Origin of the sequence: Streptomyces sp. NPDC001634, from assembly GCF_040298185.1 — a bacterium.
In the GTDB taxonomy this organism is placed as follows: Bacteria; Actinomycetota; Actinomycetes; order Streptomycetales; family Streptomycetaceae; genus Streptomyces.
In genome coordinates this window covers 33441-51697 of record NZ_JBEOZU010000012.1, presented here as the reverse complement: position 1 = coordinate 51697, position 18257 = coordinate 33441, and the positions used below count along the sequence as shown (strand labels likewise).

Sequence of the window (18257 nt, the reverse complement as noted above, 5' to 3'; positions counted from 1 at the left end):
TTCCGATGACAGATGGGGAGGAACGACCTCGCCCGTCCTGTCCTGGGAGCACAACCGATGAGCAGTAGCCCCCTGCGTCATACCGCGCTCGATGCCCTGCATCGTTCGCTCGGCGCGACAATGACCGACTTCGCCGGCTGGGACATGCCCCTGCGGTACGGCTCCGAGCGGGACGAGCACGTCGCCGTCCGTACCCGGGCAGGACTCTTCGACCTCTCCCACATGGGCGAGATCACGGTGACCGGGCCCCAGGCCGACCGGCTCCTGAACCACGCCCTGGTCGGCAACATCGCCTCCGTCGACGTCGGCCGCGCCCGCTACACCATGATCTGCCGGGCGGACGGCGGCATCCTCGACGACCTGATCGTGTACCGGCTCGGGGAGCAGGAGTACCTGGTCGTCGCCAACGCCTCCAACGCCCAGGTGGTGCTCGACGCGCTTGCCGAGCGGTCCGCCGGCTTCGACGCCGAGGTGCGCGACGACCGGGACAACTACGCGCTGATCGCCGTCCAGGGCCCCGAGTCCCCCGGCATTCTGAAGTCCCTCACGGACGCCGATCTGGACGGCCTCAAGTACTACGCGGGCCTGCCCGGCACGGTCGCGGGCGTCCCGGCGCTCATCGCACGCACCGGCTACACCGGCGAGGACGGCTTCGAACTGTTCGTGGCCCCGTCCGACGCCGAGAAGCTGTGGCAGGCGCTGACCGAGGCGGGCGCCCCCGTCGGTCTCGTCCCCTGCGGGCTGTCCTGCCGGGACACGCTGCGCCTGGAGGCGGGCATGCCGCTGTACGGGCACGAGCTCAGCACTTCTCTGACGCCGTTCGACGCCGGGCTCGGCCGGGTGGTCAAGTTCGAGAAGGAGGGCGACTTCGTGGGGCGTGCGGCCCTGCAGGAGGCCGCCGAGCGCGCCGAGAAGAACCCGCCGCGCGTCCTCGTCGGCCTGGTCGCCGAGGGCCGGCGCGTCCCGCGGGCCGGGTACGCGGTCGTCTCCGGCGGCGAGGTGATCGGCGAGGTCACCTCCGGCGCCCCCTCCCCCACGCTGGGCAAGCCGATCGCGATGGCGTACGTCGACGCCGCGCACTCCGCGCCGGGCACGCCCGGGGTCGGGGTGGACATCCGAGGCAGCCACGAGCCCTACGAGGTCGTGGCACTGCCGTTCTACAAGCGTCAGAAGTAGAGACTGAGCGCGGCGGACGTGACAGCGCGCATGTCCGCCCTCTTCACGAGCGTCTCCAGCAGTCCCCCATTCATCACCACTCCCCGCGTACAGGAGAATTCAGGTCATGAGCAACCCCCAGCAGCTGCGCTACAGCAAGGAGCACGAGTGGCTGTCGGCCGCCGAGGACGGCGTCTCGACGGTCGGCATCACGGAACACGCGTCCAACGCTCTCGGCGATGTCGTGTTCGTCCAGCTCCCGGAGGTCGGTGACACGGTGACCGCGGGCGAGACCTGCGGTGAGCTGGAGTCGACCAAGTCGGTCAGCGACCTCTACTCCCCGGTCACCGGCGAGGTCACGGAGATCAACGAGGACGTGGTCAACGACCCGTCGCTCGTGAACTCCGCCCCGTTCGAGGGCGGGTGGCTGTTCAAGGTACGTGTCGCGGAGGAGCCGGCCGACCTGCTCTCCGCGGACGAGTACGACACCCACATCGCCGGCTGAGGAGTCGTAGCCACTCATGTCGCTTCTGAACACACCCCTGCACGAGCTCGACCCGGACGTCGCCGCCGCCGTCGATGCCGAGCTGCACCGCCAGCAGTCCACCCTCGAAATGATCGCCTCCGAGAACTTCGCCCCGGTGGCGGTCATGGAGGCCCAGGGCTCGGTCCTCACCAACAAGTACGCCGAGGGCTACCCGGGCCGCCGGTACTACGGTGGCTGTGAGCACGTCGACGTGGTCGAGCAGATCGCCATCGACCGCATCAAGGAGCTCTTCGGCGCCGAGCACGCCAATGTGCAGCCGCACTCGGGCGCCCAGGCGAACGCGGCCGCGATGTTCGCGCTGCTGCAGCCAGGCGACACGATCATGGGTCTGAACCTCGCCCACGGCGGGCACCTGACCCACGGAATGAAGATCAACTTCTCCGGCAAGCTCTACAACGTGGTCGCCTACCACGTCGGCGACCACGGTGTCGTCGACATGACCGAGGTGGAACGCCTGGCCAAGGAGTCCCGGCCGAAGCTGATCGTCGCGGGCTGGTCGGCGTACCCGCGGCAGCTGGACTTCGCCGCCTTCCGCCGGATCGCGGACGAGGTCGGCGCCTACCTCATGGTCGACATGGCGCACTTCGCCGGTCTGGTGGCGGCGGGCCTGCACCCGAACCCGGTCCCGCACGCCCACGTGGTCACCACCACGACCCACAAGACGCTGGGCGGCCCGCGCGGTGGCGTGATCCTGTCGACGGCCGAGCTGGCCAAGAAGATCAACTCGGCGGTCTTCCCGGGTCAGCAGGGCGGTCCACTGGAGCATGTGATCGCGGCGAAGGCGGTCGCCTTCAAGATCGCGGCGAGCGAGGACTTCAAGGAGCGCCAGCGCCGGACGGTGGAGGGCGCGAAGATCCTTGCCGAGCGTCTGGTGAGGGACGACGTCAAGTCCGTGGGCGTGGACGTCCTGTCCGGCGGCACCGACGTACACCTCGTCCTGGTCGACCTCCGCAACTCCGAGCTGGACGGACAGCAGGCCGAGGACCGCCTCCACGAGGTGGGCATCACGGTCAACCGCAACGCCGTCCCGAACGACCCTCGCCCGCCGATGGTCACCTCGGGCCTGCGGATCGGTACGCCCGCCCTGGCGACCCGCGGCTTCACGGCCGAGGACTTCGCCGAGGTCGCGGACGTGATCGCGGAGGTGCTCAAGCCGTCGTACGACGCGGAGGCCCTGAAGGCCCGGGTGAAGGCCCTGGCCGACAAGCACCCGCTGTACCCGGGTCTCACCAAGTAAGTCCCCCGGGCACCGCGCACACTGGGAGCACACTCATCAGCTGAGCGCGGTGCCCACCCCCGCCCCCCGTCATTGAGGAGTCACCGTGGCCATCTCGGTCTTCGACCTGTTCTCGATCGGCATCGGCCCGTCCAGCTCCCATACGGTGGGCCCGATGCGCGCGGCGCACATGTTCGCCCGCCGGCTGCGCAACGAGGAGCTGCTGGAACCGGTCGCGTCCATACGGGCGGAGCTGTACGGCTCGCTCGGTGCCACCGGCCACGGCCATGGCACGCCCAAGGCGGTGCTGCTCGGGCTCGAGGGCGCCTCACCGCGCACGGTGGACGTGGAGACCGCCGACCAGCGGGTGGAGGACATCAAGTCCTCGGGCCGGATCCGGCTGCTCGGCGAGCACGAGATCGCGTTCTCCTTCGACGACGACCTGGTCCTGCACCGCCGCAAGGCGCTCCCGTACCACGCCAACGGGATGACCCTGTGGGCGTACGACGCCTCCGGGGCCGAGCTGCTGTCGAAGACGTACTACTCGGTGGGCGGCGGATTCGTCGTCGACGAGGACGCGGTCGGCGAGGACCGCATCAAGCTCGACGACACGCCCCTGAAGTACCCGTTCCGCACGGGCGACGAGCTGCTGCGCCTGACCAAGGAGACCGGCCTGTCGATCTCCTCGCTGATGCTGGAGAACGAGCGGGCCTGGCGGACCGAGGACGAGATCCGCGAGGGCCTGCTGGAGATCTGGCGGGTCATGCAGGCGTGCGTGTCGCGCGGCATGTCCCGCGAGGGCATCCTGCCGGGCGGCCTGAAGGTGCGCCGGCGTGCGGCCGTCACGGCGCGCCAGCTGCGTGCCGAGGGCGACCCGCTGGGCCGCTCGATGGAGTGGATCACGCTCTACGCGATGGCCGTGAACGAGGAGAACGCGGCGGGGGGCCGTGTGGTCACCGCCCCGACGAACGGCGCCGCGGGCATCATCCCGGCGGCCCTGCACTACTACATCAACTTCGTCCCGGGCGCCGACGAGGACGGAGTGGTCCGCTTCCTGCTCGCCGCGGGCGCGATCGGCATGCTCTTCAAGGAGAACGCGTCCATCTCCGGCGCCGAGGTCGGCTGTCAGGGCGAGGTCGGCTCGGCCTGCTCCATGGCGGCGGGCGCGCTCGCGGAGGTGCTGGGCGGCACCCCCGAACAGGTCGAGAACGCGGCCGAGATCGGCATGGAGCACAATCTCGGCCTGACCTGCGACCCGGTCGGCGGCCTCGTCCAGATCCCGTGCATCGAGCGCAACGGCATGGCCGCGGTGAAGGCGGTCACGGCCGCCCGGATGGCGATGCGCGGCGACGGCTCCCACAAGGTCTCCCTCGACAAGGTCATCAAGACCATGAAGGAGACCGGCGCGGACATGAGCGTGAAGTACAAGGAGACGGCGCGGGGCGGGCTCGCGGTGAACATCATCGAGTGCTGAAGAAACAGGCCCTGACCAGCGCGTTCGTGTCTTTCGGCGCTGTCAGGGCCTTCGTTGGCCTTCGTGCTTACGCGACGGCAGATCCCCGGAATGCCCCTGGGTCAGGCGTGGAAACCTGTGTGCTCCCTCTGACACTCCCGGGCGGGCCCCGCACCCTGCCTCAGGGTGCGGGGCCCGGATTCCCCAGCGAGCCCCGGATGACTGGTCCGGGGCTCGTCGTGTTCGGGACGCCTACAGGGCGGACTCCAGGTGCTCGATGTCGGTGAGGCGCAAGCCCTCACGCCTCGGGCTCGCCCGCGGGATCCAATGCAATGGTGACCCTTTCTCCGACCAGCACAGCAGCCTCGATCATTCTCTGCCGCTCGTCCCCCGAGTAGAGGTCGGCGCAGGCGGAAATCGCCGGGTACAGCTCCGAGAGGAGGAGAGCAACCGATTTCGGGATGACTTCGGATGTCCGCCACTGATGCCCGAACTGGTCGATCCGCCTGCACAGCTCGTCCAGCGCAAGCTGATCGAAGCCGTCGTTCAGGCGCAGGGGACCGATGAACGCCTCGGCCGCGTCGTCAAGTTGCGACACGAGTTCCTCATGCACTGGATTATTCCTCATCTTCGACCAGTCCGATTACGGCGCTCGGGTTTATGTATCTCTCGACCAGGGCCTCTTGCGATGATTGCGCGTTGTTGAGCGAACGAAATCCCCTCAGGTACCTTGCCCTGTTTTCCGGGGTAGTGAGGTCGACCAGCCGCGCCTCGACTTTGTCTCCGTCGATGATAGCGACCCGTTGACCGGGCTGTCGCCACTTCTTGATCACATCCCAGCTCTTCGTCACCGAAATCCACTGGGTCCGTACCCGGGTCCCCTGACCGATCTGCACGTTAATGGTGTAGTCGCCGTCGACATTCTTGGCGAACAGGCCCTCTGCCGGATCCTCGTCGGGGCGCAGATTTCTGTACCAGATTCCGGCAGCTGCCGCCGCGGGGCCACCACGCAGAACGTCTTTGAGAGATTCTCCCGACGAGTCCGGCGAAACCATCGGGAAGTACCCGAAGTCGGTGGAGTTGTGCGCGTCGGGCCGGCTCTTGGGGCAGGATCCGGGGGCCTCGCGACAGAAGACCTCCCAGAATGTCTCACTCGCCAGGTGAATTCCGTTACGGGCGTCCCACATGTCGTCGGTGTCGGTCATCCGGTTCTGCTTGTCGACCATGTGGAGCGCGTCGAGCCACGCGTGTTTCGCCTCTTCGTCGAACTGACGCGGCGGGACAGGGGCAATCGTGACCGGATCGCTTGCCGGGGCGCTGCCGGTGCCGCCGCCCACCTTGACGTGCTTGCCGTTGGGGAGAATGTCCTTGGCGTCGGCACTGGCGGCAGTTCCGTATTCCAGGTTGGGTCTGCTGCCCTTGCCGCAGTATTCGGTTTCGCCGCAGTCGCGCAGGCCGGTGGGGTCGCTGCCCGTCGTGGGGTTGTCGTCGGCGTAGGTGTAACCGTTGAGGGATTGGGCGTCGCCTGTGTCGAGGAGCGGGTCGACGCTGATGAAACGGCCGGTGTTCGTGTCGTATTCGCGGGCGCCGAGGTGGGTGAGGCCGGTGGTGGGGTCTGCGGGTTTGCCCAGGAAGGCCTTGTCGTCGGGCCAGGTGCCGGTGCCGCCGGTGCGCGGAGCCCCGAAGGGTGTCGTGTAGCGCTTGGTGACGGCCTGGGTGGCGGCATCGACGGCGAGGGTGCCGGTGCCGTGCTGGTCGGCGGCGAGCCAGGTCACTGTCGGAGTGCCGGGTTTGTTGCTGCGCAGGGCGATGGTGGAACCAGCGGCGGCGTAGTACCGATCGGCCCAGTACTTGGCGGTCGAGGTGGAAGTGTCGAGGTGGACCTCGGTGCCGCCGTCGAGGTAAAGGACGCTCTCTCCGGTGTTGTTACGACTGATCAGCAGGTTGCCGTCGGCGTCGTAGATGTGGCTCGTCGTGCTTTTTGTGGTTCCGGAGCCGGTCTTTTCGGTGAGGGTGTCGAGCCGGCCCTCGGGGTTCCAGGTGAGGGTCTGGGTGTCGGTGCCATTGGGTCGGCCTGTGGTGTTGCCGATTGCGTCGTAGGCGTAGGTGGCGGTGACCCCCGTGCACGACGATGCCGTGGTGGTTGTGGTCAATGCGTGAGGTCGCGTTGCGTCGTAGCAGTAGACCTTGGTGGTGTCACCGCCTGACGTGTGGGCGGTCTCCCTGTTGCGCAGGCCGCTGTCGGTGTAGGAGTACGAGCTCCAGTACGGGGCGGCGCCGGCGAGGTTCGCCGTGGTGCGGCCGGAGGTGGAGCAGTCGGTGGTGGACGGCGTCCAGGCCTCGGTCAGGCGTTGGTATCCGTCGTAGGCGAAGCACTGGTTGTCCGCTTTGCTCGTGCCGCCGAGGGTGGTGGGGTCGGTGATGGAGGTGACGTTGCCGGCGTCGTCGTAGGCGTAGTTCAGTTCCTGCAGTTCGTAGCCGTGGGTCTGGTCGGTGACGGCCGACTGATTGAGCCGGTCGGTGCCTTCATCCCAGGTGTTGGTGATGTAGGCCTTCTTGGTGCCGGCGGCCGAGGAGGTGCCCAGGGTGAGCTGTTGGGTCTGACCGGTGGCGGAGTAGGCGGCACCGAGGAGGTAGTCGCTGGCACCGGAGACGGTGGTGGGCAGGCCGACGGTGTTGTAGCCGGTGTTGACGGTTTCGGCGGCAAGGCCGCCGGCGGCGGGTTCGGAGATGTACTGCTGGGTGCCGTCGAGGTTGTAGTAGGTCGAGGAGGCCGACGTTGCGGTGACGGCACCGGAGGTGACCAGGGCGTCGGTGGACGGCAGGACGAGTTGTGTGGTGGTCGGCCGGTACAGGCTGTCGTAGGCGGTGACTTTCCTGGTGTAGGCCGTGCCGGCCACTCCGCCCACATAACTGGTGGACGAGTCCAGCCGGCCCTTCGCGAGGGTGTCGTAGGCCCAGTGGGCGAGTTTGTTGGCGTCGGTCTTGGACGTCTGCCATTCATCGGTCCTGCGGCCGAGTTCGTCGTAGCCGTAGAGGAGGGTGATGTGGCGGGAGTCCGTGGTGGTGGCGACCTGGTCCAGGTCGGTGTACGAGGTGGTGCCGGTTCCCTTGTCCGGGTCGGTCCCCGAGACCTGCCGACCGAACAGGTCGTAGGTGTACGTCCATTTGGTGCCGTCGGGGCCGGTGACCGTGTCCGGCTTGCCGTCCCGGGTGTACGTGTACTTGGCCGAGGTGTAGGCGGCACCGACGCCCGCGCCGTAGGCGGTGTCGGCCGGGTCGCTGCCGGAGTACTGACGGCTCTCGGTGGTGCGGCCGAACACGTCGGTGATGGTGCGGACCGCGGATCCGCCGGCCGGGGCGGTGGTGGCGGTGGAGTCACCGGTGTACGTCGTCGACGTGGACCGCTTCATGACGCCGTAGACGTAGAAGGTACTGTTGGTCGGGCGTCCGGCTCCGTCGAAGACGGTGTCGGTCTGCTTCGGAGCGCCGCCGTATTGGGCCCTCGCGTAGGTGCCGGAGGGGGTTGTGGAGGAGTCGAAGACGTCGGCGTAGGTCTCGTAGGCCAGGCCGCGGCTGTCGTATCGGGTGTCGGTCAGCAGCCGGCCGCCGTTCGCGGTCGGGGACTGGGTCTGCAGCGGGCGCAGCAGCGAGTCGTAGATCGTGTAGCTGGTGTTGTAGACGCCTTCTCCTCGGATGGCCGAAGCCGAGACCCATGGTGGGGCGTTGTTGCTGACGGAGTAGGCGTAGGTGTAGTTGGCGCTGTATGCGCCTGCGCGGGAGCGGTTCGGCAGCCAGACGGCCGTGACCCGGCCCAGGGCGTCGTATGTGGACTCGGTCAGCTTGGTGTTGACGTCGTAGGACTTCAGGGTTGAGCCCCGTGCATAGTCCAGGTAGGTGTAGCTCTTCTGGCTCTTGGCGTTGGTGACCGTGATCTTGGTCAGCGGCCCCGTCGTGGTCGGGGTGTAGACGGTGCTGGTCGCGTTGCCGGCGGCGTCGGTCACGGTCCCTGGCCGGCCCAGGGTGTCGTACCCCGTCGTCTTGGCGACGGTCTGCCAGGAGGTCGGATACCGCTCGCCGTTGGTGGCCGTGGCCGGGTAGGCGGAGGCGCGTCCGGTCCAGGTGGCATCGCCCAGCGTCGGGGTCTGGGAGGCGGTCCAGGCGGTGGCGTTGGGGTCGTCGTAGACGGTGGCCGTGTCGGACAGCACGTCGCCGCGGCTGCCGGAGGAGGCCGGCAGGTTCAGGTCGGTCTCGGCGGTGGAGCAGACGTGACCGACGACCCGTGAGCGGGAGACCAGGGAGGTGATGCCGAGGCTCGCGTTGCGGGCGTACCAGGTACGGGTGCAGGTCTCGTCGCCGCTGACACCGATCTGGCCGGAGTCGTTGACGCTGACGGGCATGCCGTAGCTGTCGAAGCTGGTGTTCACGCTGTGGGTGCGCCAGCCGGACGCGGCGGTCAGGTACGTGGAGGTCTCGGTCTTGTACGTGCGGACGAAGTACGCCTCGATGTTGGCGTACGACTTCTGCTGGCTGGCCGTGAGTTGGGACCACGGGTAGTTGACGGTCACGGAGACCGGGGCGGACCCGTTGTACGTGACCCGTTCACGCGTGAAGCCCGAGAAACGGTCATAGTCGGTCTGGTCGGCCACGCTCAGGCCGGTGAAGCCGATGCCCGGGACGGAGACCGACCGGGTCGTGCCGTCCTTCTGCTTGTCACCGTCCATGCCCTGCAGATACAGCGACACGGTCTTGGACTGGGTTTCGCTGGAGGCGCCCTTGAGGGTGGTGACGGTGCGGTAGCCGCGCCAGTCGGACCAGGTGCGTTCCTTGGTGGGGGTCAGCGGGTCGTTGTTGTAGTGCCAGGCCGGGCCGGAGTAGCTGTAGTGGTTCTCCATCGTCTCGCCGTGACCCGTGGGGTCGGAGGTGATGACGTCGGTTACCCGGTATTTGTTGAACCAGTCCAGGGATGCCTCGGTGGCGCCGTTGATGTGCCAGTAGACCGGGTAGCAGCTCATCGTGTCGTTGTCCTCGGACGACGGCATGTTCGACCCGCGCACACACTCCGGATTGGACAGCGTCACGGTGGTGACGGCGCCGGTCTCGGAGGTGACGGTCTGAATCCGGGGCCGGTTCAGCGGCAGGATGTTGTCCGTGGAGGAGTCGACCCGGTTGGCCCGCATCTGGTACGTGAACGTCACCGGGTCCAAAGAGATGGCCGTACCGTTCTTACCGGTGCGCTGAATGCTTTTGAGCACCAGCGTCTGGTCGGTGCTGTTGCCGATGTCGCCGGGGTCCAGGAACTGCTGGGCCAGCGCCCACGAGTCGACGTCCGTGTAGGCGCTCGAGGTAGCCGACCAGGCGTGGGTGTCGATGCTGGTCAGACGCTTACGAGTGAAGAATGAAGGGCCGGTGGCCTTGCAGTCCGCGCCGGACGCACAGAGGGAGTCGAACGGGACGTCGGGCCAGTTGGAGGCGGTGGAGGAGGTCAGCGAGGAGCAGTCGGAGGCGGTGCAGCGCTCGTCGTAGCCGAAGGTGACCTCGTCCGAGGCGGTACCGGTGAACAGGGTGTCCTTGTTCTGACCGTAGAGGATCTTGGTGAGGTAGCCGCCCCGCGTGTACTGGGCGGTCCCAGTGGACGCGCCGTTCTTGCCGTAGTAGTTGGTCTCGGCGGTGTACCAGTACGACATCGCGTTGCCGTGCAGGTCCACGACGTAGTCCAGGTTCCACCGCCACGCCTGGGTCACGGCACGGTCGGCGAAGGTGGAACCCTGGTCATAGCCCGGTTCGCCCGCATCGTCGCCGAACACCGGCACGGTCCATACGGAGTTGGTGCGCTGGGTGTCGGCGCCCGGCAGCTTGTTCTGTCCGAACACGTACTTGGTGCCGTCGCCGGTGGTGACAGTCCAGTACTCCCCGTCGTTGTCGCCGTTGTCGGCGCCGGTGGAGTGCGTGACGGTGGAGGCGTCATCCCCCTTGAGATGCCAGACGCCGGTGGTGTCGTCCTTGACCAGCTCGGTGGACTTGCCGTTCAGCACCAGCGAGGCGTTGTCGTATTTCCAGCACAGGTCGAACTTTCCGTCCTGTCCGTCGTCGTCGCACGAGGCGTAGGACCGCTCGACGTAGGAGGACGTCAGGTCGAAGCCCTCACCGACCATGGTCCCCTGGTTGTTCGTCGACGCGGTCCTGCCGTCCACGCTTCCGGAGTCGTACGACAACGACAGCTGAGGAGCCGGGCCCGCTGCGGCCGGCGGGGTGGTCAGGGGGTAGGACCAGGTGAAGGCGCCCGAGGAGCTGCCGGCCTCCCAACTGGACGAGGCCGACAGCGGGCTGGCCGCATAGTTACCGGAACCGGAAGCCGATTCCCCGGATGATGCGGCGGTCACGGCAAGCACCGTGGCCGACGAGGTCGCCTCGGCGGTCATCAGGGAGGTACGCGGCGCCGAGCGCGAAGCCCGCGCCGTATCGGGGTCGCGGCCTGCCTTCCCAAGGCTGACCTGGGCCGACAGCGTCTGGCCGCCGATGTTGTTGTGTGAGCCGAGCGGAGTCTGAGTCCGGCAGGCGGCCTTCTGCGGCGTGGTCAGAACGCAGGCGGGCAGCTGGACCAGCCGCAGCCGCCCGGACCAGTCGCCGCCGTAGGCGCTGGCGAACGCCGAGTAGTCCACGCTCAACTGCGCGGAGCCAGGCTCGGTGGCGGAGGCGGTCAGCAGCACACCTTTGACACCGGCCGCCCGGGCCTGCTGCTGCCCGAGAACTGTCACCGTCAGTTGTCCTGCCGCAGATGTGTTTCCCCGGCCAGGCGCAACTGTGACCGGCAGCCCTCCCGCGATCAGGTTCGTCGCGCCCTGTCCTGGTATTCGCCCGGACACCACGGCGGTTCGAGGCCAGGCAGCGTGCTGCTGGGCGCGTGCACGCCGGGCTTGTGCCGCGTTGGCGGCTTCGGATCCAGCGACCTTGGCGCGCGCCTTCTGGGCGCCCAGGCCCAGGTGCTTTTGCACCTTGTCGACCCGCTGCTTCGGCAGCGCCGGTTTGCCCAGGCCTCCGCCCGCGGCATGAGCAGCCGGTGCGCCGAGTCCTGTCGGAACGGCGAGGGCCATGCACAGCGCCACGACGGCCGGAACCCTCCGGCCGCGTACGACGCGCTCCGTTCGTGGCGCGGCCCGCGGCGGCAATGCCGCGTGTCTCAGCACACTGCGGATCCAACGGCCTTTCATGCCGGAACTCATGCCTGGCCTCCATGCGATCAAGCTGAGGGACGTCTGTCGCGCACACGCCGGCCACCACTGCCGGCCGCCTGTGCACGCCAAGGGGTAAAGGGAAGGAGAAAACTGAGGAAGTCCGGCGTGGGGCGGCCGACCGGCCCGCCCCACGCCGTCGTGGGAGGGGTCAGTCCCCGATGGTGTCGATGATCTGCTGCTGGTTTGCCATGGCACCCGCCCACAGCCTGATGTCGGTGATCTTTCCGGGAAGGTAGTGGGCCCAGGCTCCGCCCACGTAGCCCTTGCCGGCCGCGAACTCTCCCGAGCCGGCTACGGCCGTGTAGGGATGGGTGACGTCGGCGTCGTTCTCGTCGGGTCCGAGGTAGAAGTGGATGGTGCCGGACGGGGCGTCGTAGGTACCGGTCATCCGCACGGGGCTGCCCAGTACCGCCGCCTCGTCGGAGACCACCCCGGTGAAGCTTCCGTCGGCGTTCAGCCGGCCGAAGTACCACTTGCCCACCGGGACGGTCGTATCGGTGGCCGGGTCGATGTCGGTCCCGGTCAGCTGATACCAGAAGCCCCACGCGGAGCCGTCGGTGCTGCGCTGGCCGATGACTTGCGCGGTGTAGCCGACAGGTTTGGACAGAAGGGCGTTGCCATCGACGTCCACCAGGGTGGAGGCGGTGAACGACGCTGTGTCGTCCAGGACCGGACCGGGGCTGGTGGCCGCGCCGTCCGTGCCGTCCAGGACGATGGCATGACCGTCGAGCGAGGCACCGCCGGACAGCGTGAGTGTGCGGCCGTAACCGGACGTGGAGTCCGCCAGTGTGCTGCCGCTCGCACCCTCCGGGTTCCAGGCGCCCATCAGCTCCACGTTCGTGGCGCCGTTGGAGTCGAGGAGCTGGTCCTCGGTGGCGATCTCGTCGTCTGTCAGGACGCGCTGCCAGACGGCCACTTCGTCGACGCGGCCCCGCCAGTAGTTCTGGTAGCTGCCCGGCGTGAAACTGGCCCGGCCGAACTGCAGGTTGCCGTTGGCAGTCGTGGCGTCCGAGGTGCTGGGCAGCGCCACCGGGGATCCCTGCAGGCGGCCGTTGACATAGAGGGAGATGGTGCGGTCCTGGGAGTTGTAGACGCCGGTCACATGGGTCCACACCTTCAGCGGCACCCCGGCCGCGTCGGCGTTCGCGCCCAGGTACTTGCGGACACCGTTCTCGTACCAGTTCCACAGGAACACCCAGCGCTGGATGCTCGGCGAGTAGTACAGCGCGAACCCGGAGCCGTCGCTGCCCGTCTCCGACACCACCGTGCGGAAGTCGGACCCGTCCGCCAGATAGGCCCACGCCGAAACGGTGAACGACGACTGTGTGTTGATCACCGGAGCCGTGGTGGCCGCGTACCCGGACTGGCGTGTGGTGTCGGAGGTGTCGTTCAGCCACAGCGACCGGTCCCCGTCACCCCGGCGTGCGAGCGACGACCAGCCTGCCCCGGCGGTGTACAGCGTCGCCGGGTAGCGTGTGCTGCCCTCCGTCGCCGTGTCGGCCGCCGTGGTCACACCGGAGCCGGGTGCCGCGTCGTCGAAGTGCCAGCGGCCGATCGCCGTCTTCCCCTCGGCGACATCGAACTTCACGATCTCCGCAGCGCCCCAGCGGCCGGCATTGTCCTCCGCTCGCACCTGAAGCTGCTGTGTACCCGCCAGTTGCGGAGTGATCGACGCCGACACGGTCGAACCGGAAATCGGCTTGGACCAGGCGGCCGAGGTCGCCAGCTTGTACTCGTAGGCAACGTTGTTGGTGTCGCCCGAAGCCGGGGAGAAGGTGAAGTGCCCCACGACGCCCGGCCCTCCGGCGGCGGCACAGGCGTTGGCCGTGCACTCGGAGTAGGGGCTGCCGAAGGTCACGACGGGCTTCTTCGGAGCAGTGGTGTCGACCTTGAAGTAGCACCAGCCCTTGGTGGTCACCGTGCTGTGCGACTCCAGATAGCTGTTACCGCTGTCGTAGTACGAGCGGCTGAAGACCGCCAGCCGGTACAAGGGCCCCTCGGACAGCGTGATCGGCGACGGGTAGGTGAGCACGGTGCCGTTGCCGACGTAGCCGCTGGTCGGCCGCACCGGCTCGGTCGCCACCGACCAGCTGCCGTCGCTGTTCTTCTGCTGAATGTAGAAGTGCGCCCGCAGGCTCGCCCCGCTGCCGCCGCCCGTCGCCGTCCACACCGTAGCGCTCAGGCTGGGCGTGGGATCGGAGACCACATCCGGATCGGTGGAGTCCGTCTGACAGCTGACCCCGCTGCCCTCGACGATGCCCGCCTTGGTCGGCACGGCAGGCAGCCCCACATAGGTCACCGACAGCACCGCATCGTTCCTGAACCGCTTCCAGGCGCTGGTGTCCGTCTCGTCCCGCGCCTTCAGCAACAGCGTCAGCCGGGAGAACTTCCCCGCCGCCAGATCCCCGACCTCAGACGTCAGACTCGAACCACTGAACTCGATCGGCGCGGCCGGCTGCGAGGGATCGCACAGGGAGCCACGGCCCGCCGTAACGTCACGGCTGGCCATCATCCCCAGATACGAGGGACGGGTGGACCACGTGGTCGACGACGAGATGTTGCTGGTGCGCTCCAGATCCACCCAGCTCGCATCGCACGTGAACGACCAGCTCTCGGTGGCCCGGAACGTCGCAGACAGCACCTTCTTGCCCGCCAGGCCGCTGGGCGAGAACTGGAAGTACAACCGCTCCGTATAGCCGGGACCGCAGTAGTAGCCGTTCCACGAGGAACAGTGGCCCATGCCCTTGCCCTCGTTGTTGCTGCCGTTGCCCCAGTTGAAGTCGGAGACGCCGTCCGAGCGCAGATACGTGTGGGCCGTCTGGTCCAGGCCGACGCTCGGGTCGATGTAGACGGGATACGCACGGCTGTCACTGTTCGCCAGCATGCCCGCGTCCGGCACCACAGCCAGCGAATCCGGACTCACCTGCACCGGCAGCACCGCCGACGCATCCCCGTTCCCCGGCCCCGCCACCGGGTTCTCCTGCGCCCCGGTCGACGGATTCGTGGTCGCCGACGGAGACGGAGACGGCGACGGGTCGCTCGCCTGCGTGACCACGGCCGTCCGCTCCAACTGGGCGGCCGCACCTGTGGTGGCCGCGTCGCCTTGTGAGTCCCACATCAGCGCGGCGGGGGCTGAGAAGACCGGGTGCGCATTGTCATCCACGGCCGTCATCCCGCCGCCGCTGGTGGGCGCGACCGTCAGTCCGTCCGACTGGAGCGAGAAGGCGACCTTCTTCAGCGCCGGATCCGTCGCCGCCTGGGGGGTCTTCACGACGAGCAGCTCACGGAAGCCTTCTGTCGTCGCCGTCATCCGCAGGTCAACGCCGGGAAGAACATCGGCGTAGACCGCGCTCGCTCCGTCCAGCGTGGGCTTTGGCAGCCTGCCCGGCCAGCCGAGACGCAGGGACTTGCCGTTCCTGGCGATGTCCACCAGCCGCGAGCCGTCGCCTCCCCCGGAGAACGCCAGATCCACCACGGCCGCCTTCGGGCCGACCGTACCGTCCGACCGCGTTTGGAGGGTCGGATCAGGGGTCACCCAGGAACCGTCACTCCGGTGCACTCGGATCGGTACGGCCGACTGGTCCAAAGTGAACGTTGTGCCGTCTGGGTTGGCATACGTCGTGGCGTATTCCGTGCGGTCCCGGAGGACCTCCACCCGAGTACCACTCGCCTTCGCCTTGTGCGAGGCGGCTGCCTCCGGCGAGGAAGCGGCCATGGCGGTGGAACCGCTGCCCCGCTCCCCGGCAGCTGCTGCATTCGCAACGGCCGCCGTGCCGGGCTGAATCAGCAGCACAACCGCGGCCAGCCACGCCGTAGGTGACGACCACACACGTCTGCCTCCGGAATCCCCCACGCTTCACCCCTGAATATTTGACGAGCCGATCACAAGTGCTTGGCGATCGGAAAGCTTGGCAGGCAGGGATCAGTTGATGATCATGCACTCTTTCAAGATCAGGCAAACTGACACCCATGCCCACCCCAGGGAATGGTTCGTTCACTTGAACGATAGATTCCGGCCAGAACCAGGTTGCCAACGCCGTTCGGGCGAGCCTCCGGGGGTGCTATCGGATCGCCGCCGCGACGCCGGGGGCCGATGTTCCTCCTGGGGCTACCATTCAGTAACCGCTCTCCCCTAGTCTGCCGCCAACTTGGCGGCTTTGAAGGGGAGTTGACACGTGCGGGTGATGAGACGGCTGGCGGCGCTGCTGGGTGCCGCCGCGATGTTGATGGCGGTACCGGGCAATGCCCAGGCGGCGGCGCCCAAGTTCTCCGACGCGACCACGATCGGGACGCACAACGCGTACGACAAGTCCAAGTACACGTATTTCGCGCAGGCCCTCGACTCCGGTGCCTCGCTGCTCGAAATCGACGTCTACACCGACATCATCAGCAGGCGCTGGCGAGTCAGCCACAGCAATCCGTTCGGCAACGACAACAACTGCGAGTCGGCGAAGACCCCGAGCGAGCTGTACAGCAAGAACCGCAACCAGGACCTCGGCAGCTGCCTCGACAACATCGCAGCCTGGCATCAGCTCCACCCCGACCACCGGCCGATCATCTTCAAGGTGGAGATGAAGAACGGCTTCAACAACAACCTCGGCCTCGGACCGGACGAGTTCGACGCGCTGGTGTCCTCGAAGCTCGGCAGCATGGTCTACAAGCCGTCCGACCTGCTGGGGTCCTCGTACTCCACCCTCGACGCGGCCGCGAAGGCGAACGCCTGGCCCTCCCGTGACGCTCTCAAGGGCAAGGTCCTCTTCGAACTCATCCCCGGCACGGTCGAGATGAACAACCCGTTCGACCACTACTGGACCGACCAGGAGTACGGCGACTACCTGCGCGACCTGTACGCCGCCGGCAACATCTCCAAGGCCCAGGCCTTCCCGGCCGTCCTCGGCGCCGCCTCCGGCGACCCGCGCACCAGCCGCTACGACGCCTCGATCCGCCCGTGGTTCGTGTTCTTCGACGGGGACGCGGCGACGTACGTCAACAACGGCTACGACACGTCCTGGTACGACACCAACCACTACACCCTGATCATGACGGACGCTGCGAGCGTGTCGCCGGCGATCTCGTCCACGAGCCCGACGGACGCCGAGGTGGCCGCGCGACTGTCGCTGCTGGCCGCGGACCACGCGAGCGTGATCACCTCCGACTGGTCCACGAAGTCGGCCTCGGTTCTCGGTTCGGTGACCGACCGCGGCTGAAGCAGTCGCTTTGGGGGCATATCACCCTTACCAGGTGATGCATCATCATTCCCTGTCCCCCCACGAGCACTTCAGGGAGCCCCCATGCTGCAAGGCGTCGACATCAGCGCGTACCAGGAATCGGCGTACGAAACGGACGGCCTCTCCTTCGTCTTCATCAAGGCGACGGAGGGGCGTTCGTATGTGAACCCCAGACTCGCCGCCCAGACGAAGACCGCCCGGGACGCGGGCTGCGTGGTCGGCTTCTACCACTTCCTGTGGCCGGGCAACATCACGTCCCAGGCGGAGTACTTCGTCGGCCACACCCCGGAGAAGGCGGGCGACATCCTCGCCGCCGACTGGGAGACGACCGGCGACGGCACGCACGCGAGCAACGCCGAGAAGGACCAGTTCATCCGCACGGTGAAGCAACTCCGGCCGCACAACCGCGTGATCCTCTACACCAACCGCACCTTCTGGCTCACCATCGACACCACGTCCTACGCCGGGGACGGTCTGTGGATCGCCGACTACGTCACCGCGGGCAAGCCCCGCATCAAGGCGGCGTGGCGCTTCCACCAGTACACCTCGGACCCCTCGGACAAGGACGTCGCGAACTTCTCCACCAGGGCCGCACTGCGGGAGTGGGCCGGCGGCGCCTGAGCCGGACGGAAACCCTCACCCCCGCCCGTGCGGGCCCAGGTTGAGCAGCACCTCGCCCAACTGGGCGGCCGTGAGCGGGGGTGCGGGCAGGCGGGCCCCGGCGGCCCGGGCGCGCAGACCGTCGAGGAGCAGGGCGAGCGGGCGGCGCCAGGCGTCCGGCGCGGCCATGGTGAGCGCCGGGACGGCCCGGCCCAGGGCCGCCAGGGCGAACAGCAGGTCCTCGGTGGTGACCTCCGGGCGGATCGTGCCCTGCTGCTGAGCGCGCCGCAACAGTCCGCCGACGGTCTCACGGTTGTGGGCGTGGATCGCCTCCAGCGAGGTGACGCCCTTCAGGCCCGTGGTCATCAGGTCGTTGGTGCCGCGGTCCCCGGCCAGCCCCGCAAACACCACCTCCAGATATTCCGTCAGACCTGTCCACGCGTCCTCGGCGGTCCGCGCCCGCTCGCCCGCCGCCGTCGTCTCCGTCAGCGCGTCCCGGAAGACCTCGTCGACGAGCGCGGCACGGCTCGGGAAGTGGCGGTAGAGCGTGGCGTTGCCCACGCCCGCGCGCCGCGCGATCTCGTCGAGCGGGGCGTCCAGGCCCTGTTCGGCGAAGACCTCGCGGGCCGTCTCCACCAGCAGTTTCCGGTTGCGCAGCGCATCGCGGCGCCGCACCGGAGACGAGTCGCCCACCACGTGTCCCTCTTTTCGGCATCGGTACCGGGGAGCAGTCCCCGGTACCGATGCTATCGTCGGCCGAGCAACCGGGGAGCACTCCCCGTTTCACTCCAAGGAAGTCCAACGGAAGTCAAGCGGAAGTCAA

The 18257-nt window shown here is 67.8% G+C and carries 10 protein-coding genes; 6 read left to right on the top strand and 4 right to left on the bottom strand.

What is annotated here, in order from left to right:
- Positions 1-57: 57 nt before the first annotated feature.
- From gcvT to ABT186_RS10340, 4 genes are all read left to right on the top strand, one after another.
- Entirely contained in the window at positions 58-1176 is a 1119-nt protein-coding gene (gcvT, locus tag ABT186_RS10355; RefSeq protein ID WP_351924483.1) for a glycine cleavage system aminomethyltransferase GcvT, read from the top strand.
- A 106-nt stretch (positions 1177-1282) separates the two neighbouring features.
- Positions 1283-1660: a glycine cleavage system protein GcvH gene (gene gcvH / locus ABT186_RS10350; protein WP_351231942.1), complete on the top strand. Its 378-nt coding sequence runs from the start codon at positions 1283-1285 to the stop codon at positions 1658-1660.
- A gap of 16 nt (positions 1661-1676) precedes the next feature.
- Positions 1677-2939: a serine hydroxymethyltransferase gene (gene glyA / locus ABT186_RS10345; protein ID WP_351231944.1), complete on the top strand. Its 1263-nt coding sequence runs from the start codon at positions 1677-1679 to the stop codon at positions 2937-2939.
- A gap of 85 nt (positions 2940-3024) precedes the next feature.
- Complete coding sequence (locus ABT186_RS10340) at positions 3025-4392, top strand: L-serine ammonia-lyase (protein WP_351924481.1); 1368 nt, start codon at positions 3025-3027, stop codon at positions 4390-4392.
- Between the two features lie 277 nt (positions 4393-4669).
- On the opposite strand, the gene ABT186_RS10335 is transcribed toward ABT186_RS10340, so the two are convergent.
- From ABT186_RS10335 to ABT186_RS10325, 3 genes are all read right to left on the bottom strand, one after another.
- Positions 4670-4984 (bottom strand): hypothetical protein, encoded by a 315-nt coding sequence (locus ABT186_RS10335; RefSeq protein ID WP_351231948.1) that lies wholly within the window; start codon positions 4982-4984, stop codon positions 4670-4672.
- Between the two features lie 4 nt (positions 4985-4988).
- Complete coding sequence (locus ABT186_RS10330; RefSeq protein WP_351924479.1) at positions 4989-11594, bottom strand: RHS repeat-associated core domain-containing protein; 6606 nt, start codon at positions 11592-11594, stop codon at positions 4989-4991.
- A 160-nt stretch (positions 11595-11754) separates the two neighbouring features.
- On the bottom strand, positions 11755-15321 hold the full coding sequence (locus ABT186_RS10325) for a laminin G domain-containing protein (RefSeq protein WP_502973170.1): 3567 nt from the start codon (positions 15319-15321) through the stop codon (positions 11755-11757).
- Positions 15322-15781: 460 nt separating this feature from the next.
- On the opposite strand from ABT186_RS10325, the gene ABT186_RS10320 reads away from it, so the two are divergent.
- Complete coding sequence (locus tag ABT186_RS10320; RefSeq protein ID WP_502973169.1) at positions 15782-16813, top strand: phosphatidylinositol-specific phospholipase C domain-containing protein; 1032 nt, start codon at positions 15782-15784, stop codon at positions 16811-16813.
- 84 nt (positions 16814-16897) lie between these two features.
- Entirely contained in the window at positions 16898-17455 is a 558-nt protein-coding gene (locus ABT186_RS10315; protein WP_351924477.1) for a glycoside hydrolase family 25 protein, read from the top strand.
- A 15-nt stretch (positions 17456-17470) separates the two neighbouring features.
- Here the strand turns inward: ABT186_RS10315 and ABT186_RS10310 are convergent, their stop codons facing one another.
- Positions 17471-18127 (bottom strand): TetR/AcrR family transcriptional regulator, encoded by a 657-nt coding sequence (locus tag ABT186_RS10310; protein WP_351924475.1) that lies wholly within the window; start codon positions 18125-18127, stop codon positions 17471-17473.
- Positions 18128-18257 lie beyond the last annotated feature (130 nt).